This window comes from Saccharopolyspora hirsuta (assembly GCF_008630535.1).
Classification (GTDB): domain Bacteria; phylum Actinomycetota; class Actinomycetes; order Mycobacteriales; family Pseudonocardiaceae; genus Saccharopolyspora; species Saccharopolyspora hirsuta.
The window spans coordinates 65,920-90,298 of the sequence record NZ_VWPH01000011.1 but is presented as its reverse complement, the minus strand read 5'-3'; the positions used below and the strand labels follow the sequence as shown (position 1 = coordinate 90,298).

Here is a 24,379-nt window from a genome sequence, read left to right as displayed (position 1 = left end):
AACCGGCTTTCGCACTCACGACCTGCGCGCCCGAACCGCGGCACGGGTTTGGCGGGCTATTTCCAGGTCCTCGCGGGCTTGGACCACCGCGGTCCGCACCGGGGCTCCGACGGCCGTGATGTCGGCGTCCCCCGACGCCGCCTCGTTGCGCTCCGGGTCCAGCGCCGCCCCGGCGAACGACAGCGCTTCGCAGACCGCGGCGCGCACCGGCGGTTGGTGCTCGCCGGTACCGCCGGTGAACACCAGCAGGTCCAGGCCGCCGAGCACCGCCACCATCGCACCCGCGTACCGCACCAGGCTGCGCCGGTAGACGTCGAAGGCCACCGCCGCGTCACCGTCCCCTTCGGACCGCGCGGTCAGCACGTCGCGCAGGTCGCCCGAGGTCCCGGACAGCCCCGCGAGCCCGGACCGCTTCGCCAGCACGTCGAACAGCTCTTGCGGCGCAACGCCTTTCGTGTTGATCAGGTAGCCGATCAGGCCCGGGTCGACCGTGCCGCTGCGGGTGTTCATCACCAGGCCCTCTTCCGGGGTGAAACCCATCGTGGTGTCCGCGCAGCGGCCGTCGCGCACCGCGGCCATCGACGCGCCCGCGCCGAGGTGGCAGCTCAGCACCCGGCCCTGGCGCGGCGGCAGACCCGTCAGGTCGGCTCCGCGCACCACCGCGTAGGAGTGCGAGAGGCCGTGAAAACCGTAGCGGCGCAACGACCACTTGCGGTTCCACTCCCTGGGCAGCGCGTAGGTCGCGGCCGCGGGCGGGAGACCCGCGTGGAAGGCGGTGTCCACGCACACCACCGACGGCGTGCCCGGAGCGATCGAGCGCGCTGTTCGCAGGCCGCCCAGCGCTCGCGGCTGGTGCAGCGGCGCCAGCTCGGTCAGCGATGCGAGGTAATCGACCACGTCGTCGTCGGCCACCGTCGCGGTGACGATCCGGTTCCCGCCGTGCACGACGCGATGTCCGATGGCGTCGGCGCCGTGCTCGTCCAGGAACCGGCGGATCGGCTCCGGCTCGCCCTCCCAGCGCTCCAGGTGCTCGTGGGCCACCACGTCGTCGCCGTCCAGCAGCACGAGCTTCAGGCTGCTGGAGCCAGCGTTGACGGCCAGCACCCTCATCGCGCCGACCACGTCCAGTCCCGGACCTCCGGCAGGTCCTCGCCGTGCGTCGAGACGTAGTTCCGGTGCTCGATCAGCTTGGCCTGCAGCGCCTCCCGCGCGTACGCCGCGCTCGGGCCCAGCCGCGGCACCCGGTCGATCACGTCGATGGCCAGGTTGAACCGGTCGATCTGGTTGAGCACGCACATGTCGAACGGGGTCGTCGTGGTGCCCTCCTCCTTGTAGCCGCGCGCGTGGATGTTGTCGTGGTTGCGGCGCCGGTAGGTCAGCCGGTGGATCAGCCACGGGTAGCCGTGGTAGTTGAAGATCACCGGCCGGTCGCGGGTGAACAGGCTGTCGAACTCGGCGTCGGACAGGCCGTGCGGGTGCTCCCGCTCGTCCTGCAACCGCATCAGGTCGACCACGTTGACCACCCGCATCCGCAGGTCCGGGAAGTACCCGCGGAGCAGGTCGACGGCGGCCAGCACCTCCATCGTCGGCACGTCGCCGGCGCAGGCCAGCACCACGTCCGGTTCGCCGTCCCGGTCGTTGCTGGCCCAGTCCCAGATCCCGATGCCCCTGGTGCAGTGCACCACCGCCGCGTCCATGTCCAGGTACTGCGGCGCGGGCTGCTTGCCCGCCACCACCACGTTGATGCAGTCGCGGCTGCGCAGGCAGTGGTCGGCGACCGACAGCAGGGTGTTCGCGTCCGGCGGCAGGTAGACCCGCACGATCTCGGCCTTCTTGTTCACCACGTGGTCGATGAACCCCGGGTCCTGGTGCGAGAAGCCGTTGTGGTCCTGCCGCCACACGTGCGAGGTGAGCAGGTAGTTCAGCGACGCGATCGGCGGTCTCCAGGACAGCCCGCGGCTGACCTTGAGCCACTTGGCGTGCTGGTTGACCATCGAGTCCACGATGTGCGCGAACGCCTCGTAGCAGGAGAAGAACCCGTGCCTGCCGGTGAGCAGGTAGCCCTCCAGCCAGCCCTGGCAGGTGTGCTCGGAGAGGACCTCCATCAACCGGCCGTCGGGGGCCAGCGCCTCGTCGTCCGGTTCGGTCTCGGCGGCCCAGGTGCGGGAGGTGGCTTCGAGGACCGCGTTGAGCCGGTTGGAGTTGTTCTCGTCCGGCGCGAACACCCGGAAGTTGCGCTCCTCGGCGTTGCGGCGCAGCACGTCGCGCAGGAACCGGCCGAGCACCTTGGTGGCCTCCCCGGTGGTCGCCCCGGGTTCGTCGACCGAGACCGCGTAGTCCCGGAAATCCGGCAGCCGCAGCGCCCGCAGCAGGAGCCCGCCGTTGGCGTGCGGGTTGGCGCTCATCCGCCGGGTACCGGTCGGGTTGTGGTCCTTGATGCGCTGCACCGGGGCCCCGTCGGCGTCGAACAGCGCGGCGGGCTCGTAGCTGCGCAGCCAGGATTCCAGCTGGCGCAGGTGTTCCGGGTTGCCGCGCGGATCGCTGATCGGCACCTGGTGCGAGCGCCACGACCCCTCCACCCGCATACCATCCACAGTGGACGGACCGGTCCAGCCCTTCGGGGTGCGCAGCACGATCATCGGCCAGCGCGGTCGCTGCGCCCAGCCGTCGCGGCGGGCCCGGCGGTGGATCGCGCGGATCTCGTCCAGGCACCGGTCCAGCGTCGCGGCGAACAGGTGGTGCATCGCCTCCGGCACCGCACCGGCGACCAGGTAGGGCTCGTAGCCGTAGCCGCGCAGCAGGCTGAGCAGCTCGTCGTCGGGGATGCGCGCCAGCACCGCCGGGCTGGCGATCTTGTAGCCGTTGAGGTGCAGGATCGGCAGCACCGCGCCGTCGGTGGCCGGGTCCAGGAACTTGTTGGCGTGCCAGCTGGTGGCCAGCGGACCGGTCTCCGCCTCGCCGTCGCCGATCACGCACGCCACGATCAGGTCGGGGTTGTCGAACGCCGCTCCGTGCGCGTGCGACAGCGAGTAGCCGAGCTCGCCGCCCTCGTGGATGGACCCCGGTGTCTCCGGGGCGACGTGGCTGGGGATGCCGCCCGGGAAGGAGAACTGGGTGACCAGCCGCCGCAACCCGTCGTAGTCCTGCGCGACGTCCGGGTAGACCTCGCTGTAGGTGCCCTCCAGCCACGCCGCCGCGACCAGCCCGGGGCCGCCGTGACCGGGCCCGATCACGTACATCATGTCCAGGTCCCGCTCCCGGATCGCCCGGTTGAGGTGCGCGTAGACGAAGTTCAGCCCGGGCGTGGTGCCCCAGTGCCCCAGCAACCGGGGCTTGACGTGCTCGGGGCGCAGCGGCTCCCGCAGCAGCGGGTTGTCCATCAGGTAGATCTGCCCGACGGAGAGGTAGTTCGCGGCCCGCCACCAGAGCTGCAGCCCGTCCAGCTCCGCCCGCTCGAGGTGCTCGGTCACGGCCGGGGTGGTGGTCCACGCCGCGCTGCCGGTCTCGACGCTGATCTCGCTGCTCATCCGCGGCTCCTTCGCGCTCGGCGCCCGCCGTCCAGCGTGGGACGCCCGGGCCCGTTCGCAACTCGGCGAGTGAAGTCCTGCGGACAACCGCACCTCGACCGTGCAGCGCACCGCATTACGCAACGCCGCCCGCGCCCGGAGTTTTCCGCGCTGCGAACGGGGAGTTCAGCGCCGAGCGGGCCATCGCCGAGCTGCGGGAGCTCGCGACCGGGCCGCGACCGATGGGCAGCTCAGCCGCCGACCCGGTTTCCGCCCGCGGCCAGCGGACGTCGAGGCGGGGACCCGCGAGGACGGCGACCTCGTCGCGGTCGCCCGGAGCTACCGGTTCTGACCCGAACGCTCGTGAGCGTTTTCGGGCGTTATGGCACCTCAAAACGCTCACGGGACCTGACCAGGCCAAACCCTCCCAGTCCCGGGAATCGGTTCTGCTGAGCGCTAGATCAGCCGCTCGACGGTGATCTCCGCCGCCGAGCGGTGGGCCGCGGAGATGATGTCCAGCGCCGCCACCGCGTCGGCCGGGTCGACCGGTGGCGGCGTGCCCTCGCGCAGGGACTCGACCACTCCGTCGTAGAACGCCAGGTAGTCGCCCCGCTCGCTGGGCACGCGGCGCACGTCGTCCCCGGCGCCCAGCACTCCCCAGCTCGCCTCCGGTTCGCGGCCCCAGGAGTCGTCCACCGGGAGGCGCCCCTCGCGCAGCGCCGCCTCCTGCGGGTCGAGGCCGTGCTTGGTGAACGCCGCGCGGTCGCCGAGCACCCGGAAGCGCGGGCCCGGCTGCGCCGCCACCTTGCTCATCCACAGGTGCGAGCGGACCCCGTTCACGTGGGTCAGCGCCAGGTAGGAGTCGTCGTCGGCCCGCACCCCCTCGCGGCGGCGGTCGATCTCCGCGTACACCGAGGCGACCGGGCCGAACAGCTGCAGCGCCTGGTCGATCAGGTGGCTGCCCAGGTCGTAGAGGATGCCCGCGACGTCCTCCGCGCCGCCGGAGTCGCGCCAGGTCGGCTTCGGGGTCGGCGACCAGCGCTCGAACCGCGATTCGAAGCGGTGCACCCGCCCCAGCTCACCGTCGCCGATGAGCTTGGCCACGGTGCGCACGTCGCTGTCCCAGCGCCGGTTCTGGAAGACCGTCAGCATCAGCCCCTTGGCCGCGGCGTGCTCGATCAGCCGCCGCCCCTCCACCGCGGTCGGCGTGAACGGCTTGTCCACCACGACCGGCAGCCCGGCGTCCAGCGCCGCGGTCGCCAGCTCGACGTGGGTCCGATTCGGACTCGCCACCACCACGAGGTCCAGCTCACCGGCCAGCAGCGAGTCCACGTCGTCGACCACCGCGGTGTCGGGGTGCTCGGCCCGCACCTGCTGCTGCCGCTCGGGGTTCGCGGTGACCACCGCGGACAACTCCAGCGACGGGTGCGCGGCGATCAGCGGGGCGTGGAAGATCGCGCCCCCGACGCCGTAACCGACCAGACCGACTCGCAGTGCAGAACTCATGTCCCCATTAGACCCCGCCGCCCCTCCCCCAGCTCCGGCCCGGGGTGTGTGCAGTTTCAATGAGGTTTTTCCAACCTCGTTCAATCGCGTCAGGCCGAGGCTCGGCGGAGGTTGCCGTTGTCCTGGCCGGGGCAGACCAGGCCGGTCTCGTAGGCCGTGATCACCAGCTGGGTGCGGGAGCTGAGGTGGAGCTTCTGCATCACGTGGTACAGGTGCGACTTGACGGTCAGCTCGGCCAGCCCGAGGTTGCGGGCGATCTCGGCGTTCGACCCGCCGCGCGCCACCTCCAGCAGCACGTCCAGTTCCCGCTCGGTCAGCACGCTGAGCTCGCTGCGCGCGTCGCGGACGCCGAGCGCGGCGAACCGCTGCAGCAGCCGCTTGGTGACCCGCGGGGCCAGCAGCGCTTCTCCGGCCGCGACCGTGCGCACCGCTTTGACCAGGTCCTCCGGGGTTGCGTCCTTGAGCAGGAAGCCGCTGGCCCCGGCGCGCAGCGCGGCGTAGACGTACTCGTCGAGGTCGTGGACGGTCAGCATGATCACCGCGGTTTCCCCGCCGGTCTCGGCGATGATGTCCGCGGCCGCGGTGATGCCGTCCTTGCCGGGCATGCGCACGTCCATCAGCACCACGTCGGGGCGGCGCCGCCGGACCGCGGCCAGGGCCGCGTCGCCGTCCGCCGCTTCGGCCAGCACCCGCAGACCGGGCTCGTTGGACAGCAGCGCCACCAGTCCCGCGCGGATCATCGCTTGGTCGTCGACCACCAGGACAGTCGTGTCCTCAGTTTCCACGCCGGGCCTCCTTGCTCCGGGCCGGCCCAGTTCCGATTCAGGCCAGGTCCGAATTTTCCGCGCACGGTAGCACGGCTTCAAGGTGAAATCCGTTCAAAACCGGATGTGCGGTCAAGGTTCCGCCCAGCAGCGCAACGCGTTCCCGCAGACCGATGAGCCCGTGTCCCGAAAAATGGGACACCGGCGGTACCTCCCCCGCGCCCTGGTGGTTGGTCACCTCGATCCGCAGCGCGCTCGGCCCGTAGTCCAGCAGCACCCGCGCCCGCCCGGACCCGGCGTGCTTGAGCACGTTGGTCATGGCCTCCTGCACGATCCGGTAGGCGGTCATCTCCACCCCGGGCCCGAGCTCGCGGACCTGACCGCGCCGCTCGAACCGCCACTCCACCCGGCCGCCCCGGACCGAGTCGACCAGCGCGTCGACCCCGTCCAGCCGCGGCGTCGGCTGCCAGTCCATCGGGTCCTGACCCGCGGAGTTGCTGTCGCGCAGCGCGTTGAGCAGGTTGCGCATCTCCCCCAGCGCGCTGCGCGAGCTCTGCTCCAGCTCCTGCAGGGTCTGCCGCGCGTGCTCCCGGTCGCGGTCGATGAGCGCCCGCGCGACGCCCGCGCGCAGGGCCACCACGGACAGGTTGTGCGAGACGATGTCGTGGAACTCCCGCGCGATGCGGGCCCGCTCCACCACCGCTGCGTCCGCGGCCAGCTGGTCGCGCGCTTCGTCGAGCATCGTCAGGGTCTGCTCCAGCTGCGCCGCGCGCTGCCGTCCGATCTGCATGGTGCGCGCCCAGCCGATGACCATCACCAGGTTGACCACCCCGCCGGTGATCCGCAGGAAGCTCTCCACCGGCGTCAGCTCGAAGACCACCGCCTGGGTCACCGGGAAGATCATCGCGACCGTCCCGGCCACCACCGACACGGCCAGCGACCCGCGCACGCAGACCGAGTAGATCGCGACCAGGATCGCCAGGTTCAGGCCGCCGATGTAGAGCTTGAGCAGGGTCAGCGCGATGGTGACGACCAGGATCACCAGGAACACCGTCCACGGCGCCCGCCGCCGCAGCACCAGCAGCGCGGTGGCAGGCACGCTCACCAGCAGCGGCCACCACCAGTCCATCCACGGTGGATGCTCCCCGATGGACAGGTCGAAGCCGTGCGCCACCGCGAGCACCAGGACGAACCCGATGTCGCCGAGCACCGCGCGGTGCTCCACCAACCAGGCCCACAGGCCCGTCCGCGAACTCGTCGCAGCGGTGCGGCCAAGCGCATGATCGACCATCGGACCTGCCTCACGGTGCGCGGGTCGGCTCGCGGTGCCAGCCGTGAGCAGGCCCCGTCCCCGCTCACGAGCAAGATCGTGCGCACCGCACCGCGCAGCTTCATCCGCCGAAAGTGGTAACGGAGAACCTACCGCGCGCCCAACCCGGGACGATCAGCTGCCGCGCGCCACCCAGTCGTCGAACTGCGCCCGCACTTCGCCGATCGTGGTGCTCTCGCCGTGCCCGGGGCGGACCTCGGTGTCCGCGGGCAGCGGCAGCAACCGGTCCCGGATGGACGCGGTGATCGTGCCGAAGTCCGAAAAGGACCGGCCGGTCGCTCCGGGACCACCGGCGAACAGCGTGTCACCGGTGAACACCACGCCCAGCTCCGGCGAGTGCAGGCACACCGCGCCGGGCGCGTGGCCGGGCGTGTGCAGCACGCGCAGGCCGATCCCGCCGACCTCGACCACCTGCCCGTCGGCCAGCTCCCCGTCCGGCTCGCGCTCCGGGTGGGTCAGGCGCCAGAGCACCATGTCGTCGGGGTGCAGCAGCACCGGCGCACCGACCGCCTCGGCCAGCTCCGGCGCCTTGCGCACGTGGTCGTCGTGGGCGTGCGTGCACAGCACGGCCCGCACCTCGCGGTCGCCGACCAGCGCGCGGATGGCATCGACGTCGTGCGGCGCGTCGATGACCACGCACTCGGCGTCGTCGCCGACCACCCAGGCGTTGTTGTCCACCTCGAAGGTCTGCCCGTCCAGCGAGAACGTCCCGGACGTCGTGGTGTGGTCGATGCGCGCGGCCATCAGAAGACCACCACCGAGCGCAGCACCTCGCCGCGCTCCATCCGCGCGAACGCCTGCTCCACCTCGTCCAGCGCGATCTCCTCGCTGACGAACTTCTCCAGCGGCAGCCGCCCCTGCTGGTGCAGCTCCACCAGCATCGGGAAGTCGCGCTCCGGCAGGCAGTCGCCGTACCAGCTGGACTTCACCGCACCGCCCCGGCCGAAGACGTCCAGCAGCGGCAGCTCCAGCGTCATCTCCGGGGTGGGCACGCCCACCAGCACCACGGTCCCGGCCAGGTCCCGCGCGTAGAAGGCCTGCTTGAACGTCTCGGGCCGACCGACCGCGTCGATCACCAGGTCCGCGCCGAACCCACCGGTGAGCTCGCGGATCGCCGCGACCGGATCGGTCTCGGCGGCGTTGACCACGTGCGTGGCGCCGAACTGCCGCGCCCAGTCCAGCTTCTTCGCGTCGGTGTCCACCGCGATGATCCGGCGCGCCCCGGCCAGGTCCGCCCCTGCGATCGCGCCGTCGCCGACCCCGCCGCAGCCGATCACCGCCACGGTGTCGCCGGGCCCGGCACCACCGGTGTTGACCGCCGCGCCGATCCCGGCCATCACGCCGCAGCCGAGCAGCCCCGCGACCGCCGGGCGGGCCGACGGGTCCACCTTGGTGCACTGCCCGGCGTGCACCAGGGTCTTCTCCGCGAACGCGCCGATGCCCAGCGCGGGCGAGAGCGGGGTGCCGTCCAGCGTCATCGGGCGGGTGGCGTTGTGCGTGCTGAAGCAGTACTGCGGGCGGCCGCGCTTGCACGCCCGGCACACCCCGCACACCGCGCGCCAGTTCAGCACCACGAAGTCGCCGGGCCGCACGTCCGCGACGCCCTCGCCGACCGCCTCGACCACCCCGGCCGCCTCGTGGCCGAGCAGGAACGGGAAGTCGTCGCTGATCCCGCCCTCGCGGTAGTGCAGGTCCGTGTGGCACACCCCGCAGGCCTGCACCCGGACCACCGCTTCCCCCGGCCCGGGGTCCGGCACGTCGATGGTCACCACCTCGACCGGCCTGCCCCTGCCTGTCGCCACCACCGCGCGGACGTCGGTCACGAGCACCTCCTGGGAGTGCGTCTGTCGCGAGGAGCCCATCGTGATATGCGCGCACGACGATCAGCAAGGGCGGCGCGCGGCGGACGCCGAACACGCTGCGTTACTCGCTGACTACTGTACGATTCCGGCGAGAAGGGGGAGGGCCATGGTCGACACGCGCAACTCGCCGGCGCGGCAGATGGACATCGTCCGACCTGCCGCCGCGCGGATCTACGACGCGTTCCTGGGCGGCAGCCACAACTTCGGCGTGGAGCGCGGCTTCGCCGAGCGCATCGAGCAGGCGCTGCCCGGCATCGGCGCCACCTACCAGGAGAACCGCGCCTTCCTGCGGCGGACCGTGGAGTTCCTGCTGGCCCGCGGGGTGCGCCAGTTCCTCGACCTGGGCTCCGGCATCCCCACCATCGGGCACCTGCACGAGGTGGCGCGGCGGCGCACCCGCGACTTCCGGGTGCTGTACGTGGACAACGAGCCGCTGACCGTCGCGCACAGCAGACCGCTGCTGGCCGACGAGCCGCGCGCGGACATCCTGCTGGCCGACTGCCGGGACCCGGAGTCGGTCCTGCACGCCCCGGAGACGCAGGAGCTGCTCGACCTGGACCGGCCGGTGGGGCTGCTGATGACCTCGGTGCTGCACTTCGTCCCCGACTCCGACGACCCGCTCGGCCTGGTGGAGGCCTACCGGGACGCCCTGGTGCCGGGCAGCCACCTGGTGGTCTCGCACGTGACCGGCACGCACGCCCCGGAGGCGGTGCGGGTGCTGGCCGACTTCTACGCCGAGACCTCCGATCCGCTGCACCCGCGGGAGACCAGCTGGATCGACAAGCTGTTCGGCGACTTCGAGGTCCTGCCGCCGGGCACCACCTACCTGGCGGACTGGCGCCCCGACCCCGGCCAGCCGACCTCCGCGGCGGACCGCTACCAGCTGCTCTACGGCGGGGTGGCCCGCAAGTCGGCCGACGCCCGCATCCCGGTCCAGCCGGTCAGCGGCGGATGAACAGCAGCAGGACGCCCGCGACGATCGCGGCCGCACCGGCCGCCAGCCAGGCCCCGGCCAGCCCCGCGTGCTCGGCGAGGACGCCGAACAGCAGCGGCCCCAGGCTGCCGCCGAGGTAGACGCCGGTCTGGGTGAACGAGGTGGCGCTGGCCACCCGGTCCGGGGCGATCTTGGCGACCGCGAAGTTCAGCAGCCCCGGCCAGGCCCAGCCCGCGCCGAACCCGATGGACACGCCGATCAGGAACGCCACCGGCGAGTGCACCGCCATCAGCCCGAAGCCGATCGAGCCGATCAGCAGCATCGCGGAGATGACCCGCACCAGGTTCGGGTTCCGGCGGTCGGCGACCACCCCCGCGCACAACCTGATCAGCAGGCCGGTCGCCGATCCCAGCGACAGCACCAGCCCGGCCGCGGACGGGCTGAACCCGACCTCGACCGCCGTGGTGGTGACGAACGCGCCGAGCGCGTTGGCCGCCGCCGACCCGAGACCGCCGGAGATCGCCAGCAGCAGGAGCGCGCTCCGGCGCGCACCCGGCCCGCCGCCCGCCGCGCTCCCGGACTTCGACCGCTCCGCCTCCGGCAGCCGGGGCACCGCGACCGCGGCCACCAGCCCGATGGCACCGGCGATCACGAACACCCAGCGCCAGCCGACGGTGAGCGCCACCGCGGGCACCGCCACCCCGGCCAGCAGGGTGGCCGCCGGGATCGAGGACTGCTTGACGCCGAAGCCCATGCCGCGCCGGTGGACCGGGATGCCCTGCGCGATGAGCAGGTTCGAGGCGGGCTGGGCCAGCGAGTTGGGCAGGCCGCCCAGCCACAGCAGCGCCAGCAGCCAGGCCGAGTTGGGGGCTACCGAGATCCCGAACAGGCACAACGAGCTGCCCAGCGCCCCGACCCGCATGCCCAGCCGCGAGCCGATCCGCTCCACCAGCCAGCCCATCGTCCGGGAGGACAGCGACGCGACGCCGAAGAACCCGGCCGCGCCGACGCCCAGCAGCGCCGCGCCGAAGCCGAACTCCCGCTGCAGCTGCACGCCGAGACCGCCGACGAGGAACACCGGGAACACCCCGACGGTGACCACCGCGGCGACCGACGACAGCACCCGCGCGGTCCCGACGGTCCGCTGGTGCTGCCCGACGGTTGCCGCTGCGGGCATCCCGGCCCCTCCTCGACGTCGAGCGGTGTCCTGGTCACCTCAGCGTGGAAACCCGAATGGTTTTTAGCAACGCTAACGTGACGTACGCCTCTGCCCGCACCGCTGCGGCCAGCAGGCGGTTGACGTGCGACCCCGCCGCCCGCGAAGGTCGAGGGGTTGATCGAGAGCACAGGAGGAAAGAGCGTGTCGGTAGCGCCCGGGTCCGGACTGCCAGCCTCGGAGATCCCCGGACTGGTGCTGCTCGACGCGGTCGAGCTGTCCTGGCTGATCTCCCGCCGCGAGGTCAGCTGCGCGGAGGTGATGGAGACCTACCTCGCGCACATCGACCGGTTCAACCCGGAGGTGAACGCGATCGTCTCCCGCGCCGACGAGGCGAAGCTGCTCGACGAGGCCCGGCAGCGGGACCAGGAGCTCGACCGCGGCGAGCACCGCGGCTGGATGCACGGCTTCCCGATCGCGGTCAAGGACCTCTCCGACGCCGCTGGCCTGCCCACCACGAAGGGCTCGCCGGTGTTCGCCGACGCCATCGCCGACCGCGACGACCTGCACGTGCGGCGGATGCGCGAGGCGGGCGCGATCGTCATCGGCAAGACCAACGTCCCCGAGTTCGGCCTCGGCTCGCACACCTTCAACCCGGTGTTCGGCACCACCCGCAACCCCTACGACACCGCGCGCAGCGCGGGCGGCAGCAGCGGCGGCGCCGCAGCGGCCCTGGCGCTGCGGTTGCTCCCGGTGGCCGACGGCAGCGACTTCATGGGGTCGCTGCGGAACCCGGCCGCCTGGAACAACATCGTGTCGCTGCGGCCGAGCTTCGGTCGCATCCCGGGCGAGGGGTTCCTCAGCTCGCCCTCCGTCATCGGGCCGATGGGGCGCACGGTGCGGGACGTGGCGATGCTGCTGTCCACGATGGCCGGTCCCGACGAGCGCTCGCCGCTGAGCATCGAGCAGGACCCTGAGCTGTTCACCGGCACGCTGGAGCGCGACTTCGACGGCGTGCGGATCGGCTGGATCGGCGACTTCGACGGCTACCTGCCGACCGAGCCCGGGCTGCTGGAGCTGTGCGCCGAGTCCTTCGCCGCCTTCGGCGAGATCGGGTGCGAGGTCGAGCCGGTGGCCAAGCGGCTGCCGGTCGAGCAGGCGTGGGAGACGTTCCTGCTGTGGCGGTCCTGGACCGTCGGCCGCAACCACGCCGAGCTCTACGACGACCCGGCCGCGCGGCCGCTGCTCAAGCCCGAGCTGATCTTCGAGATCGAGAACTACCACCGGCTCCGGGTCACCGACATCAGCCGCGCGCTGACCGGCCGCGACGAGTGGTACGCGGCGGTGGCGGAGCTGTTCGACGAGTACGACTTCCTGCTCGCGCCGAGCGCCCAGGTGTTCCCGTTCGACGCCGAGCAGCGCTGGCCGCAGCAGATCGGCGACCGGTCGATGGACACCTACCACCGGTGGATGGAGGCGGTGGCGCCGTGGACCCTGTCCGGGCACCCGGTGGCCAACCTCCCGGTGGGCTGCAACGCGGCGGGCCTGCCGATGGGCGTCCAGCTGATCGGCCGGAACCACGCGGAGTGGTCCCTCCTCCAGCTGGCCCACGCCTACGAACGGGCCACCGACTGGCCCCACCGGTTCCTCCCGCCCCTGCTCCGCTGACCCCGCCGGGCGGCTGGCCCGGGCGCGCGATCGCTGGTTCACTTCGCCCGGACGCGGCGGCACAATCGGCGCGGGATCACGAAGCGCGGAAGGGCGGGACGGATGGGCGACGACGTCTTCTCGTTGCAGGACAAGGTCGCGCTGGTCACCGGCGGTGGCCAGGGCATCGGGCTGGAGATCGCCAAGGCCTTGAGCACCGCCGGTGCGCAGGTGGTGATCGCGGAGATCAACCCGGACACCGGCCGGAGCGCCGCCGAGCAGGTCGGGGGCAGCTTCCAGCAGGTCGACGTGACCGATTCCGCGGCGGTGGCCGGGCTGGTCGACCGGATCGTGGCCGACCACGGCCGGATCGACGTCTCGGTGCACAACGCGGGCACGGTCACCAACGAGCCCGCGGAGTCCATTTCGGACGAGTCGTGGCGGCGCGTGCTGGGGCTCAACCTGGACGCGCTGTTCTGGTGCTGCCGCGAGGTCGGCCGGGCGATGCTGGCGCGGGGATCGGGCTCGATCATCAACATCGCCTCGATGTCCGGGCTGATCTCCAACCACCCGCAGCCGCAGGCGCACTACAACACCTCGAAGGCCGGGGTGATCATGCTGACCAAGTCGCTGGCCGGTGAGTGGGGCGGTCGCGGCGTGCGGGTCAACTCCATCTCCCCCGGCTACACCGGCACGGACCTGCTCAAGGGCGTCCAGGACACCCAACCCGAGTGGTACGCGCAGTGGCTGGCCCAGACCCCGATGGGCCGGGTGGCCGAACCGCGCGAGATCGGCCCGCTGGCGGTGTTCCTGGCCGCGGAGGCCAGCAGCTTCATCACCGGCAGCAACGTCGTCATCGACGGCGGCTTCACCGTCTGGTGACAGGCCCCGACGAGGGCTTCCAACCTCGTTTTGCGCGGCGGTGCGGGTAGCGGAACCTCAGCGCCCGCCTGGCTGTGGGTGCCCAACTTTATGTATGCCAATACACAGCAGTTGGGCCGTCCTCGCCGGAAGGAACCCCGGAGGGGTGGGCACCGTGAACCCGCATCGGTGCCAGCTGCGAGGGTGGGTTATGCGCCTGGCGGCGCATGCGACACCTGCCCGGTCGGTGCCGGTCGCCCTTCGCGGCTGCGGTCCACAGACGGGGATGAACAATTTCAATGGAAATCGGACCTCCGATTTCCATTGAAATCGCGGAACCCCCGGTCAGCCGCGGAAGGCGTTCTGGCCCGTGAGGGCCTGGCCGATGGTCAGGGCGTGCATCTCGCTGGTGCCCTCGTAGGTCAGGACCGACTCCAGGTTGGTCATGTGCCGGATCACCGGGTACTCCAGCGAGATCCCGTTCGCACCGAGGATGGTGCGGGCGGTCCGGGCGACCTCCAGGGCGCCGCGCACGTTGTCCAGCTTGCCGAAGCTCACCTGCTGCGGGATGAGCTGCCCGGCGTCCTTGCGCCGACCGAGGTGCAGGGCGAGGAGGCGACCGTTCTGCACCCGCACCGCCATGTCGGCGAGCTTGCCCTGGGTGAGCTGGAACCCGCCGATCGGGCGGCCGAACTGCTCGCGGGTGGTCGCGTAGTCCAGCGCGGCCTCCAGGCAGGCGCGGCCCGCGCCGACCGCGCCCCACACGATGCCGTAGCGCGCCTCGTTGAGGCAGGACAGCGGGCCCCGCAGGCCGGTGACCTCGGGCAGCACCGCGTCCGCGGGCAGCCGGACGTCGTCGAGCACCAGCTCGCTGGTCACCGAGGCGCGCAGCGACAGCTTGTGCTTGATCTCCGGCGCGGAGAAGCCCGGGGTGTCGGTCGGGACGACGAAACCGCGCACGCCCTCGTCGGTCTTGGCCCACACCACGGCGACCGAGGCGATGCTGCCGTTGGTGATCCACATCTTCCGGCCGTTGAGCACCCAGTCGGAGCCGTCGCGGCGGGCCGAGGTGAGCATCGAGGCCGGGTCGGAGCCGTGGTCGGGCTCGGTCAGGCCGAAGCAGCCGATCGCCTCACCGGCGGCCATCTGCGGCAGCCAGTGCTGCTTGTGCTCCTCCGAGCCCCAGCGCCAGATGGCGAACATCGCCAGCGAGCCCTGCACCGACACCAGCGAGCGCAGCCCGGAGTCGCAGGCCTCCAGCTCCTCGCAGGCGATGCCGTAGTCCACAGCGGACAGCCCGGCGCAGCCGTAGCCCTCCAGGTGCATGCCCAGCACGCCGAGCTTGCCCAGCTCCCGGGCCAGTTCGCGGGCCTGCGGGAACTCCCCGCGCTCGTACCACTCCGCGACGTGCGGCTGCACGTGGTCGCGGCACAGCGCGCGCACGCTGTCGCGGATCGCCAGCTGCTCCGGGGTGAATTCGGCGTCGATCCCGAGCGGGTCGCGCGGGTCGAACGCGGGGCGCTTTCCACCGGCACTCATTGCGAGTTCCTCCTAGATTCTTTATTGAGCCGCAGCCGCGACGCGTACCGCAACACCGGCGTGAGCTGCCGCAAGCGCGCAGCGATTAACCCACCCTCGCAGCTGGCAGTCCAGGGAACCCCTGAGGTTCCGCTACCGGCACCGCTACGCAAAACGCGTATGGAATCCATCATTTGGACACGATGGGGGGAAGCGGTTCTGCTGGGTCTTCCAGCCAGGCCAGGACTTCCTTGCCGTGCTCGCCGAGCAGCGGCGGGGGCGTCGGGTCGGCGCTGCCGTGCGCGGAGAAGTCGATGGGCATCCGCACCTGCATCGCCGCCCCGCCGCCGGGGTCGACCATCGGCCGCAGGCCCAGGGACTCGGCGTAGTGCACCGCCCGCGACAGGTCGTTGACCTGACCGCACGCGATCCCCAGGCCCTGCAGCCGCTCCTGCCAGTCGGCCGCGGTGCGGGCGCCGAGCACGTTCTCCAGCTGCCGGGCTAGCTCGTCGCGGTGCGCGACGCGCTGCGCGTTCGTGGCGAAGCGCGGGTCATCGGGCAGCCCGACCAGCCCGAGCGCCCCGCACAGCTTGCGGAACTGGCCGTCGTTGCCGACCGCGACGGCCAGGAAGGCGTCCTCGCAGCGCAGGGTCTCGTACGGCGCGATGCTCGGGTGCCGGTTGCCCATCCGCTGCGGTGCGACGCCGGTGGTCAGCAGCCCGCTCATCTGGTTGACCAGCGAGGCCAGCAGGCTGGACAGCAGGTTCACCTCGACGTGCTGGCCCTCTCCGGTCAGCTCCCGGTGGCGCAGCGCGGCCATGATGCCCAGCGCGGCGTCCTTGCCGGTGAGCACGTCCACCAGCGCCACGCCGACCTTCATCGGCGGCCCGTCGGCCTCGCCGGTGATGCTCATCAGCCCGCCGAGCGCCTGCACCACGAAGTCGTAGCCGGGCAGGTCCGCTCCCCCGGCGCTGCCGAAGCCGGAGATCGAGGTGTAGATCAGCCGCGGGTTGATCTCGCGCGCGGCGGCGTGGTCCAGGCCGTGGCGGGCCAGCGCGCCCGGTTTGAAGTTCTGCACCAGCACGTCGGCGCGGCGGACCAGGTCCAGCGCGGTCGCCCGGTCCTGCGGGTCGTCGAGGTCCAGCGCGATGCTGCGCTTGCCGCGGTTGACCGACTCGAAGTAGGACGAGCTGTGCTCGGTCCAGGGCGGACCCCACGACCGGGTGTCGTCGCCGGTGCCGGGGCGCTCCACCTTGATCACGGTGGCGCCGAGGTCGGCGAGCAGCATGGTCGCGTACGGCCCGGCGAGGACCCGGCTGAAGTCCGCCACGACCACGCCGTCCAACGGCAGCGTCTGCATCCACCCCGCCCTTCCCCGGCGCACGCGCCAGTGGCTTGCGTCACGGCGATTTTGGATCCAATATACAGTTGTTCGGCGGCCGGTCAAGGCGGCGGAGACGGCGAGCGCGGGAGAACCGGGGATGCAGCGACCACCCACCACGCAGGAGTTCGTGCTCGGCGAGCTGCGCCGGTCCATCGTGTCCGGCGACCTGGCCCCGGGCCAGCCGATCCGGCAGGACTCGATCGCCCAGCGCCTCGGCGTGAGCCGGGTGCCGCTGCGCGAGGCGCTGAAGACGCTGGAGGCGGAGGGCCAGGTCGTCTACCAGCCGCACCGGGGCTACTCGGTGGCCGAGCTGTCGCTGCGCGACCTGCTGGAGGTCTACCGGATGCGGGAGCTGCTGGAGGCCGAGGCCGCCGCGGTGGCCACCGAGCGGTTCACCGAGACCGACCTGGCCCGCATCACCGACGCCCAGCAGGACGTGGAGACCGCCGCCGAGGAGGGCGACCTGGTCGCCATGATCGCGGCCAACCGCCGCTTCCACTTCGCGCTGCTGGAACCGTCCGGGATGCCGCGGCTGCTGCGCGTCGTGCGCACCCTCTGGGACGCCACCGACGCCTACCGCGCGGTCTACTACAACTCCAGCACCAACCGGGCGCGCGTCCGCCACGAGCACGACGACATCGTGGCGGCGGCGCACGACCGGCGCGCGGACGACCTGGTCCGGCTGCTCGACGAGCACCGCCGCCACGCGGTCGACGCCCTGCGCGACACCATCACGTCCGAAGTGGACTGAGCGGTAGCGTCGCGCCCATGAGCGTTTTGTGTTGCCATAGCGCCAGAAAACACTCACGACACCCCGTCCGCACCCTGCCACGGGAAGCCGCCCGAGGTATCACCACCGATCACCCTCCGAGCAGCACCTCAGCAGTCCGCCGCGCGTGCTGGACCGCGCCGGGGATGTCGGCCGACGCCACGACCGTCGCGCCTTCGAAGAGCAGCAGGGCGCTGTCGGCGAACTCCCCCGGCTCGGCGACGCCCGCAGCCGCCGCGAGCTTCTCGAAGTACTCCCGCATCCACCGCTTCTGCTCGACGATCACCGCCCGCGCGGGGTGGTCGGGGTCCGGGGTCTCCGCCAGCGCGTTGACGAAGCCGCAGCCCCGGAAGTCCGCGCGGTCCATCCACGCGCCGAGCGCGTCGAACACCGCCAGCAGCTCCTCGCGCGGTCCGCTCGCGTGCTCGGCCACCCAGCTGCTCAGCCACTCCCGCCAGCGCTGGTCGCGCTCGACCAGGTACGCGGTGACGAGCTGGTCCTTGGAGCCGAAGCAGGCGTAGAGCGTCTTCTTGGTCACCCCGGCCCCGGCCGCGATCGCCTCGACGCCGACCGCGTGGATGCCCTGGCCGTAGAACAGCTCGGCCGCGACGTCCAGCACCCGCCGCCCGGCCGGGGTCAGCTTCTCCAGCAACTCCGCGACTTCCGCCATGCCCTGACTATACCGACCGGTGGGTTGACACGGACCGCACCGCGGCGCCTATCGTGGTAACCACACCGGTCGGTATACCTCGATGGGAGAGTGCCCCTGATGCGCGCAGTGCTGCTCACCGGCTTCGGCGGACCGGAGAAGCTGGAGTACCGAGAAGACGTGCCCACCCCGCAGGCCGGACCCGGCGAGGTCCGGATCCGGGTCGCCGCGACCGCCATCAACAACACCGACATCTGGACCCGCGAAGGCGCCTACGGCTCGCCGGAAGACCCGACGAGCACCGCGGGCTGGCGGCGCGAACCGCTGGCGTTCCCGCGCATCCAGGGCGCCGACGTGGTCGGCCGCATCGACCAGGTCGGGGCGGGCGTGCCCCGGTCGCGGCTGGGCGAGCGGGTGATCGTCGACCCGATGCTCTACACCGGCGGCGAGCGCGAGCTGGTCGACACCGAGTACCTGGGCAGCGAGCGCGACGGCGGGTTCGCCGAGTTCACCACCGTCCCCGCGGGCAACGCCCACGCGGTCGAAAGCCCCCTCAGCGACGCCGAGCTCGCCACCTTCCCGACGGCCTACGCGACCGCGATGCGCATGCTCAACCGGGCCGACGTCCGCGACGGGGAGACCGTGGTGGTCACCGGCGCGTCCGGCGGCGTCGGCTCGGCGCTGATCCAGCTCGCGACGCTGCGCGGGGCGCGGGTGGTCGCGGTGACCAGCGCCGCGAAGCGCGAGCGGGCGCTGAAGCTCGGCGCGCACGCGGCGGTGGACCGCAACTCGCCGGACCTGGCCGCGGAGCTCGGCCCCGTCGACGTGGTGGCCGACGTGGTGGCGGGCCCGGCCTTCCCGCAGCTGCTGCGGGTGCTCGCCCCGCTCGGGCGCTACGTCGTCGCCGGGGGCATCGCCGGGCCGCTGGTGGAGACCGACCTGCGCACCATCTACCTGCGGCAGCTGCAGCTGATCGGCTCGTCCTTCGGCACCCACGAGGACTTCGCCCAGCTGCTCGGCCACGTCGAGCGCGGCGAGCTGACCCCGCTGCTGGCGGGCACCCACCCGCTGCGCGAGCTCCGCGAGGCCCAGCGGACCTTCACCGCCAAGGACTTCTTCGGCAAGCTCGTCATCACCGTTGCGGAGCAGGCATGATCGACGTCCTCGTGGACGGCGTCCGGCTGGCCCACCGCCACACCCGCGGGAGCACCGGGGAGACCCTGGTGCTCCTGCACGGAACGCCGTCGCACTCCCACATCTGGCGCAACGTGGCGCCCGAGCTCGAAGCGGACGGCCACGCCGTCCTGGTCTACGACCTGCTGGGCTACGGCGCCTCGGAACGCTCGGTCGACCGCGACACCTCGGTCACCGCGCAGGCCGACCTGCTGGCGAAACTGCTGGCGCAGCTGGACATCCGGCGCTGCACGCTGGTCGCGCACGACATCGGCGGCGCGGTGGCGCAGCTGTTCACCACCGCGCACCCGGACCGCGTCGACCGGCTGGTGCTGATCGACTCGGTCAGCTACGACTCCTGGCCGTCGAGCACCTGGCAGCGGATCATCCGCGACCACCTCGACGATCACGCGGCGATGTCCCAGCAGGACTTCGAAGCGCTGCTCACCCGCCAGCTGGTGATGACGGTCGCCGACCCGGCCCGCATGACCGGCGACACCCTCAAGGCGTACCTGCGTCCACATCGGACACCGATCGGCCGGGCGTCCTTCTTCGAGCACCAGGTCCGCCACTACGACTCGACGCCGACCCAGCGGGTGGCGCCGCTGCTGAGAACCCTGGCCACCCCGACCCGGATCATCTGGGGCGCCGAAGACCGCTGGCAGCCGGTCGACTTCGCCCACCGGCTGGCCCGGGACATCTCGAACGCGACCCTCACCACGATCCCCGGAGCGGGCCACTTCCCCATGGAGGACGCCCCGCGCCGCATCGTCGAGGAGATCCGGGCCGCTCTGGCGTGAGCGAGGGGGCACCGCGACCGGTGCCCCCTCGCACGGGATCAGCTGTAGTCGTAGAAGCCCTTGCCGGACTTCTTGCCCTTCAGCCCCGCGTCAACCATGCGGCGCAGGAGCGGCGGGGCGGCGTAGTTCGGGTCGCCGTACTCCTCGTACATCGAGTCCGCGATGGCCTTGAGGGTGTCCAGGCCGACCAGGTCGGACAGCCGCAGCGGGCCCATCGGGTGGGCGCAGCCCAGCACCATGCCCTTGTCCACGTCCTCGGCGCTGGCGAAACCGCCCTCGACCATCCGGATCGCCGACAGCAGGTACGGCACCAGCAGGGCGTTGACGATGAACCCGGAGCGGTCCACCGCCCGGATGGTCTCCTTGCCGAGCTGCTCGGTGGCGAACACCGCGGCGCGCTCGACCGTCTCCTCCGAGGTCAGCAGCGACGGCACCAGCTCGACCAGCTTGAGCACCGGGACCGGGTTGAAGAAGTGCACGCCGAGCACCTGCTGCGGGCGGCTGGTCGCTCCGGCGAGCTTGGCGATCGGGATGGAGGAGGTGTTCGACGCCAGGATCGCGTCCGGGTCGGACACCACCTTGTCCAGCTCGGCGAACAGCTTGGTCTTGAGCTCCTCGTCCTCGGCGATGGCCTCGATGACCATGTTGCGGTCGTCGAGGTCGGCCAGGGTGGTGGTGAAGTGCAGGCGGGCCTGCGCGGCGTCGCGCTCGGCCTCGGTCAGCTTGCCGTTCTGCACCGCGCGGTTCAGCGATTTCCACAGCCGGGTGCGACCGGCGCGGGCGGCTTCGTCGCTGACCTCGCACACGATCACGTCCAGACCGGCCCGGGCACCGACCTCGGCGATGCCGCCGCCCATCTGCCCGCCGCCGACGACTCCCAGGCGTTCGATCTTCGTCACCACACGATCCTTCCCGCTTCCGGCTGCGCTGCCCTCGTCGGGCCGATCATGCCAGCTACGGCGGTTACCGACCGGTAAACAGTGCGCTAGACCACGCCGATCACACAGCGGTGCGCCGACGGGCGGCGCGGAGCCGGCCCCATCGCCCCCACGGCTCCCGGCTCCGCGCGGTCGAACCCCCCGATCCGACCCTGACCCCCGAAACATCTTCAGGTTACCGCACGGTGAGTGCATGAATGCATGCGCTCCGAACATCAGTCCGACTGGCAGGCGGGGCACCACAGCGTCCCGCGACCACCCACGCGCGTGCGGCGCAGCGCCGTCGAACAACGCGGACACCGCTGGTCGGGGGCGTCGCGGTGCCCGGTCAGCCAGGACGCGTCGTCCGGCACGCGACCGGCCCGCACGGCGTCGCGCAGCATCGCGCGCATCTCCCGGTGCAGCTGGTCGAGGTCGTCGGCGGTCAGCTCGGTGGTGGCCCGGTTCGGGTGCACCCGCGCCCGCCACAGCAGCTCGTCGGCGCAGATGTTGCCCAGCCCGGCGAGCACGGACTGGTCCATCAGCGCCGCCTTGATCCCGCGCCGGGTGCGGGTGAGCCGCTCGCCGAACTCCTCGGCCCCGATCCGCTGCGCGTCCGGCCCGAGCTCGGCCAGCAGTTCGTCCACCTCGCCCCGCTGCCGCGCCAGGTGCAGGCCGGTCAGCTTCCGCATGTCGTGGTAGCGCAGCTCGCCGGGGGCGAAGTCGAACACCACCCGGTCGTGCCGGTGGACCTCCCCGCCGTGCCCGCACCACTCGAAGCTCCCGGTCATCCCGAAGTGCGCCAGCACGGCCGGAGCCCCCGGTTCCGCGTTCGGCGCGCCCGCGGTGGGGATCACCAACCACTTCCCGCACCGCCAGGGCTCCCCGAAGTACCGCCGCCGCAACGCCTCCTGGAACTCCGCGCTGCCGACCCCGCGGAGCACCTGCGCATCCCGCACCTGCACGCCGCGCACCTGCCGCCCCTCGGCCCGCTGCGCGACCCGCCGAAAACCCTCGACATCCGGAAGTTCGGGCACACCCCCGGCTACCCACCCGGAGGCCCCGCCCGAACCCGCGATCTCCGCACCGCCCGGTGCGTGATCGGGTGATCTTCGCCGTCGAAGCGCAGGGGGCGCGCGGTCCGCCAATACCCTGGTCGCGATCAGACCGGACTTCAGGAGGAGCGGGCATGCGGGACGGCGATGTGGTGGGCGGCTTCGCACTGCCGGACCAGGGCCGTACCGCCCTGCCAAGCACCTTGACTGCTTGTTGAGCGTTCAGACCTCCTGAACAACTGCCATCTGGTCCCGGTGAAGTTGGCCATCCCTCCGCCGCCGCAGAACTGTCGCTTGCCAGTCCCGATTCTGCCTGTCGGGGATATCTCGATCCAAGTCCGCCGCAAGATCGAAGCCAAACCGACCATCGGCCGCGTGGAGTTCAACCTCATCCAGGCCAACACCGATGGAGACAATTGAAAAGTGCGCGTCGCCGAATTGCGCCACGGCGGTCCACCCGCCGGCAAACTCCCAGAAGCGCACACCAATCTCGATCTCACCCATTTTGACAGCGGAAACTTCCCATTTTGCGCATCCGTCAGCACGTTCACGCGCATGCCGGATCAACGATGACGAATACTCGGGAGGTGCGGTCAGAAAGGCAAGGGCTTCCGCTCCGGAACGTGCCGCCAGCACTTCAGGTGATACACCAAGCTCACCTGCGCGCTGCTCCAGATGAGACTTCCCGAAAGAACCGACCCGAACACCACGCTCCCCATTCGAGGAAGCAGAACCCAACCATATTTCAACCACCCTCCCCTCCATCGACACAAAATCGTCAACCTCATGCAGATCAGCCCAAGCACCGCTCGCACAGAGGACCGAAAACGACGGCGGCGAGCTCCAGCGCCCAACATTCCCATTCGACATGGACACAGTTTACACCCACCAATTCGACTAGGCGAACAACGAGACCAATTCAGCCACCACGCGACCAGACCACGGAAATACCGCAGCCAGTGCCCCGCACACCATCATCACGGCACAGACCGCAATCGAACCGGGGCTCAACTTCGGTTTAATCCGGACAGCTAGCACCGCAACGACGAAAGCATCAAACCCAGCCCCGAACATTGAATTCTCATTAAAAGCATGCAGGAGCACATAACAAGCGTCGGCAAGCAACACCCCGAATGCAAACCCCCCAGCCACCTGGCGACCATTATGGCCATAACGGAGAGCCCAACCAGACCAGGCAAGCAACGGTGCAGCCACAGCTCCAGCAAGAAGCCAGACCACGAGCCGGCCGAGGCTACCGCTGTAGTCCAGCAACGCGCCAGTCACGTGATACGCACAGAGCAGGGCGGCCACACCCGGCAATGACATTGCGGCAGCTGCACCAGCCGTCGGCGCAAACATACCGATAATGATGAACGCGGCAGCAAATATTCCGCCGTAACTAAAGAGAGGGCCAATCACCGTCACCTGGTCCAGGTCCGCAAATTTGGAAACCACCCCCAACAAGATCATGAATACCAGCGATATTCCGAAGTACACGAGCGAACGACGGCGACCACCCACGTCAACCATGTCTCAGCCATTCAGAAGAACACGTGGGCCCCGACAGCGCCACCCGCCGAGGCCCACAACTTGATCAAACCTATCCGCGCCACATCGCAAACGATCTCATTCCACCATTATCCCATTCCGCGCCGACCCAGGCCTGATCCCCGTAAAGGGTGTTGGAATACCTTCCCGTCTTGTTGTAGCCAGAGAACTTCTCAGATCGATTGCAATCCCCACTCAACCTGTAAGAAGAGATCCCACCTGCACCAACATAACTGTGGACACCGTCCAGATTATTGATGCTGTATCCCGTCGCATCACACGTCCCATCCCTGGACTGGATGGTGTTTGCCGTTCCTCCGTAATCAGGACCCCCGAAGAACGTGACCAGGTCGTAAATAGCTTCCGACTCGAACGGGGATTCGATCTGCACTCCTGCCGGAGCACAACCAGACCAAACAACCCGCACTTCAGGGGACCCGGGGGCCACCCTTTCGATCAACGTCGTGCAATGCTGCGCCCCGCCTGCTTCCTCTGCCACCGCAGCGGGAGCCGTGAGCACAGCGATCGCCAGAAACCCGCCGCTTGCGACTAGCGATACGACCGACCGCAATCTATTCATTCCGCACAAAAACCCTTCTTGCGTTCCAGTCCACCCAGGTCAGACAGATTCAAATCGAAGCCGATGGGCACTTCGGCTACCAATTGCAGCGCGAACACGCCGCGAGACGCCCCAGATTCCCCCTCCGCCCTCAAATCCCCCAATGGGGGAATTTATCGATGACCGCCGGAGTTGAAATCCACCAAAAGCGTGAGACCACTGTGATACAGATCATCGGGCTGCCAGGTCTGGCCGCCTTCGTTCTCGTGGGCACGAACTGCACTCAAGTCCGGCACTCAATGCGATGACGGTCTTCCTTGTCCTCGGGTCTCTGCCACATGGACCTACCTGCGGAGTCTGCCCCACTCGCCGCTGCACGGTTGCGCTCGAACACGAGCCCCCGCGCGCCCAGCGCGTTCCCGCGCTGTCTGTTGGCTGTGA

21 protein-coding genes are annotated in these 24,379 nt (G+C 70.6%); 6 read left to right on the top strand and 15 right to left on the bottom strand.

Features of this window, described 5'->3' with window-relative positions; all coding sequences use genetic code 11:
* Positions 1-15: 15 nt before the first annotated feature.
* The 7 genes from F1721_RS23405 to F1721_RS23370 all read right to left on the bottom strand — a co-directional run bounded on the left by F1721_RS23405 (position 16) and on the right by F1721_RS23370 (position 8,968).
* On the bottom strand, positions 16-1,110 hold the full coding sequence (locus F1721_RS23405; protein ID WP_170301581.1) for an acetate/propionate family kinase: 1,095 nt from the start codon (positions 1,108-1,110) through the stop codon (positions 16-18).
* A complete protein-coding gene (locus F1721_RS23400) occupies positions 1,107-3,527 on the bottom strand; it encodes a phosphoketolase family protein (RefSeq protein ID WP_150068914.1) in 2,421 nt (806 codons plus the stop codon). The genes F1721_RS23405 and F1721_RS23400 overlap by 4 nt, the downstream gene beginning before the upstream one ends.
* A 435-nt stretch (positions 3,528-3,962) precedes the next feature.
* Complete coding sequence (locus F1721_RS23390; RefSeq protein ID WP_150068912.1) at positions 3,963-5,012, bottom strand: Gfo/Idh/MocA family protein; 1,050 nt, start codon at positions 5,010-5,012, stop codon at positions 3,963-3,965.
* A gap of 89 nt (positions 5,013-5,101) precedes the next feature.
* Positions 5,102-5,797, bottom strand: a complete 696-nt coding sequence (locus tag F1721_RS23385; protein WP_150068911.1) for a response regulator — start codon at positions 5,795-5,797, stop codon at positions 5,102-5,104.
* A 37-nt stretch (positions 5,798-5,834) separates the two neighbouring features.
* Positions 5,835-7,067, bottom strand: coding sequence for a sensor histidine kinase (locus F1721_RS23380; RefSeq protein ID WP_150068910.1), 1,233 nt, complete (start codon positions 7,065-7,067; stop codon positions 5,835-5,837).
* Between the two features lie 153 nt (positions 7,068-7,220).
* A complete protein-coding gene (locus F1721_RS23375) occupies positions 7,221-7,850 on the bottom strand; it encodes an MBL fold metallo-hydrolase (RefSeq protein WP_150068909.1) in 630 nt (209 codons plus the stop codon).
* Positions 7,850-8,968 (bottom strand): S-(hydroxymethyl)mycothiol dehydrogenase, encoded by a 1,119-nt coding sequence (locus F1721_RS23370; protein WP_150068908.1) that lies wholly within the window; start codon positions 8,966-8,968, stop codon positions 7,850-7,852. The genes F1721_RS23375 and F1721_RS23370 overlap by 1 nt, the downstream gene beginning before the upstream one ends.
* A gap of 106 nt (positions 8,969-9,074) precedes the next feature.
* On the opposite strand from F1721_RS23370, the gene F1721_RS23365 reads away from it, so the two are divergent.
* Complete coding sequence (locus tag F1721_RS23365; RefSeq protein ID WP_150068907.1) at positions 9,075-9,923, top strand: SAM-dependent methyltransferase; 849 nt, start codon at positions 9,075-9,077, stop codon at positions 9,921-9,923.
* Here F1721_RS23365 and F1721_RS23360 read toward each other — a convergent pair.
* Positions 9,910-11,079, bottom strand: coding sequence for an MFS transporter (locus tag F1721_RS23360; RefSeq protein ID WP_150068906.1), 1,170 nt, complete (start codon positions 11,077-11,079; stop codon positions 9,910-9,912). The genes F1721_RS23365 and F1721_RS23360 overlap by 14 nt on opposite strands.
* A 183-nt stretch (positions 11,080-11,262) precedes the next feature.
* On the opposite strand from F1721_RS23360, the gene F1721_RS23355 reads away from it, so the two are divergent.
* Positions 11,263-12,726 carry an amidase gene (locus F1721_RS23355; protein WP_150068905.1) on the top strand — a complete coding sequence of 488 codons (1,464 nt, stop codon included), beginning with the start codon at positions 11,263-11,265 and terminating at the stop codon, positions 12,724-12,726.
* A gap of 102 nt (positions 12,727-12,828) precedes the next feature.
* On the top strand, positions 12,829-13,587 hold the full coding sequence (locus tag F1721_RS23350) for an SDR family NAD(P)-dependent oxidoreductase (RefSeq protein ID WP_150068904.1): 759 nt from the start codon (positions 12,829-12,831) through the stop codon (positions 13,585-13,587).
* A 324-nt stretch (positions 13,588-13,911) separates the two neighbouring features.
* On the opposite strand, the gene F1721_RS23345 is transcribed toward F1721_RS23350, so the two are convergent.
* Positions 13,912-15,105: an acyl-CoA dehydrogenase family protein gene (locus tag F1721_RS23345; protein ID WP_150068903.1), complete on the bottom strand. Its 1,194-nt coding sequence runs from the start codon at positions 15,103-15,105 to the stop codon at positions 13,912-13,914.
* A 169-nt stretch (positions 15,106-15,274) separates the two neighbouring features.
* Entirely contained in the window at positions 15,275-16,444 is a 1,170-nt protein-coding gene (locus F1721_RS23340; RefSeq protein WP_150068902.1) for a CaiB/BaiF CoA transferase family protein, read from the bottom strand.
* Positions 16,445-16,565: 121 nt separating this feature from the next.
* Here F1721_RS23340 and F1721_RS23335 point away from each other — a divergent pair, with 121 nt between their 5' ends.
* Positions 16,566-17,219, top strand: a complete 654-nt coding sequence (locus F1721_RS23335) for a GntR family transcriptional regulator (protein ID WP_150068901.1) — start codon at positions 16,566-16,568, stop codon at positions 17,217-17,219.
* A 109-nt stretch (positions 17,220-17,328) separates the two neighbouring features.
* On the opposite strand, the gene F1721_RS23330 is transcribed toward F1721_RS23335, so the two are convergent.
* Entirely contained in the window at positions 17,329-17,907 is a 579-nt protein-coding gene (locus F1721_RS23330; RefSeq protein WP_150068900.1) for a TetR/AcrR family transcriptional regulator, read from the bottom strand.
* Between the two features lie 99 nt (positions 17,908-18,006).
* On the opposite strand from F1721_RS23330, the gene F1721_RS23325 reads away from it, so the two are divergent.
* Together F1721_RS23325 and F1721_RS23320 are read left to right on the top strand one after the other, a co-directional pair.
* A complete protein-coding gene (locus F1721_RS23325) occupies positions 18,007-19,041 on the top strand; it encodes an alcohol dehydrogenase family protein (RefSeq protein WP_150068899.1) in 1,035 nt (344 codons plus the stop codon).
* Entirely contained in the window at positions 19,038-19,859 is an 822-nt protein-coding gene (locus F1721_RS23320) for an alpha/beta fold hydrolase (RefSeq protein WP_150068898.1), read from the top strand. The genes F1721_RS23325 and F1721_RS23320 overlap by 4 nt, the downstream gene beginning before the upstream one ends.
* Before the next feature lie 38 nt (positions 19,860-19,897).
* On the opposite strand, the gene F1721_RS23315 is transcribed toward F1721_RS23320, so the two are convergent.
* The 4 genes from F1721_RS23315 to F1721_RS23300 all read right to left on the bottom strand — a co-directional run bounded on the left by F1721_RS23315 (position 19,898) and on the right by F1721_RS23300 (position 23,361).
* On the bottom strand, positions 19,898-20,758 hold the full coding sequence (locus F1721_RS23315; RefSeq protein ID WP_150068897.1) for a 3-hydroxybutyryl-CoA dehydrogenase: 861 nt from the start codon (positions 20,756-20,758) through the stop codon (positions 19,898-19,900).
* Positions 20,759-21,012: 254 nt separating this feature from the next.
* The gene (locus F1721_RS23310) at positions 21,013-21,813 is read right to left on the bottom strand and encodes an Fpg/Nei family DNA glycosylase (RefSeq protein ID WP_150068896.1); all 801 of its coding nucleotides are present in this window, start codon (positions 21,811-21,813) and stop codon (positions 21,013-21,015) included.
* A 240-nt stretch (positions 21,814-22,053) separates the two neighbouring features.
* Positions 22,054-22,701 carry a hypothetical protein gene (locus tag F1721_RS23305; RefSeq protein WP_150068895.1) on the bottom strand — a complete coding sequence of 216 codons (648 nt, stop codon included), beginning with the start codon at positions 22,699-22,701 and terminating at the stop codon, positions 22,054-22,056.
* A gap of 27 nt (positions 22,702-22,728) precedes the next feature.
* Positions 22,729-23,361: a DUF6518 family protein gene (locus tag F1721_RS23300; protein ID WP_150068894.1), complete on the bottom strand. Its 633-nt coding sequence runs from the start codon at positions 23,359-23,361 to the stop codon at positions 22,729-22,731.
* Positions 23,362-24,379 lie beyond the last annotated feature (1,018 nt).

Bases quoted from the DNA above. Each gene is read 5' to 3' on its own strand.
- F1721_RS23405 (WP_170301581.1), bottom strand. From the start codon at position 1,110: ATGAGGGTGCTGGCCGTCAACGCTGGCTCCAGCAGCCTGAAGCTCGTG.
- F1721_RS23400 (WP_150068914.1), bottom strand. From the start codon at position 3,527: ATGAGCAGCGAGATCAGCGTCGAGACCGGCAGCGCGGCGTGGACCACC.
- F1721_RS23390 (WP_150068912.1), bottom strand. From the start codon at position 5,012: ATGAGTTCTGCACTGCGAGTCGGTCTGGTCGGTTACGGCGTCGGGGGC.
- F1721_RS23380 (WP_150068910.1), bottom strand. From the start codon at position 7,067: ATGGTCGATCATGCGCTTGGCCGCACCGCTGCGACGAGTTCGCGGACG.
- F1721_RS23375 (WP_150068909.1), bottom strand. From the start codon at position 7,850: ATGGCCGCGCGCATCGACCACACCACGACGTCCGGGACGTTCTCGCTG.
- F1721_RS23370 (WP_150068908.1), bottom strand. From the start codon at position 8,968: ATGGGCTCCTCGCGACAGACGCACTCCCAGGAGGTGCTCGTGACCGAC.
- F1721_RS23365 (WP_150068907.1), top strand. From the start codon at position 9,075: ATGGTCGACACGCGCAACTCGCCGGCGCGGCAGATGGACATCGTCCGA.
- F1721_RS23360 (WP_150068906.1), bottom strand. From the start codon at position 11,079: ATGCCCGCAGCGGCAACCGTCGGGCAGCACCAGCGGACCGTCGGGACC.
- F1721_RS23350 (WP_150068904.1), top strand. From the start codon at position 12,829: ATGGGCGACGACGTCTTCTCGTTGCAGGACAAGGTCGCGCTGGTCACC.
- F1721_RS23345 (WP_150068903.1), bottom strand. From the start codon at position 15,105: ATGAGTGCCGGTGGAAAGCGCCCCGCGTTCGACCCGCGCGACCCGCTC.
- F1721_RS23340 (WP_150068902.1), bottom strand. From the start codon at position 16,444: ATGCAGACGCTGCCGTTGGACGGCGTGGTCGTGGCGGACTTCAGCCGG.
- F1721_RS23335 (WP_150068901.1), top strand. From the start codon at position 16,566: ATGCAGCGACCACCCACCACGCAGGAGTTCGTGCTCGGCGAGCTGCGC.
- F1721_RS23330 (WP_150068900.1), bottom strand. From the start codon at position 17,907: ATGGCGGAAGTCGCGGAGTTGCTGGAGAAGCTGACCCCGGCCGGGCGG.
- F1721_RS23325 (WP_150068899.1), top strand. From the start codon at position 18,007: ATGCGCGCAGTGCTGCTCACCGGCTTCGGCGGACCGGAGAAGCTGGAG.
- F1721_RS23320 (WP_150068898.1), top strand. From the start codon at position 19,038: ATGATCGACGTCCTCGTGGACGGCGTCCGGCTGGCCCACCGCCACACC.
- F1721_RS23305 (WP_150068895.1), bottom strand. From the start codon at position 22,701: ATGTCGAATGGGAATGTTGGGCGCTGGAGCTCGCCGCCGTCGTTTTCG.
- F1721_RS23300 (WP_150068894.1), bottom strand. From the start codon at position 23,361: ATGGTTGACGTGGGTGGTCGCCGTCGTTCGCTCGTGTACTTCGGAATA.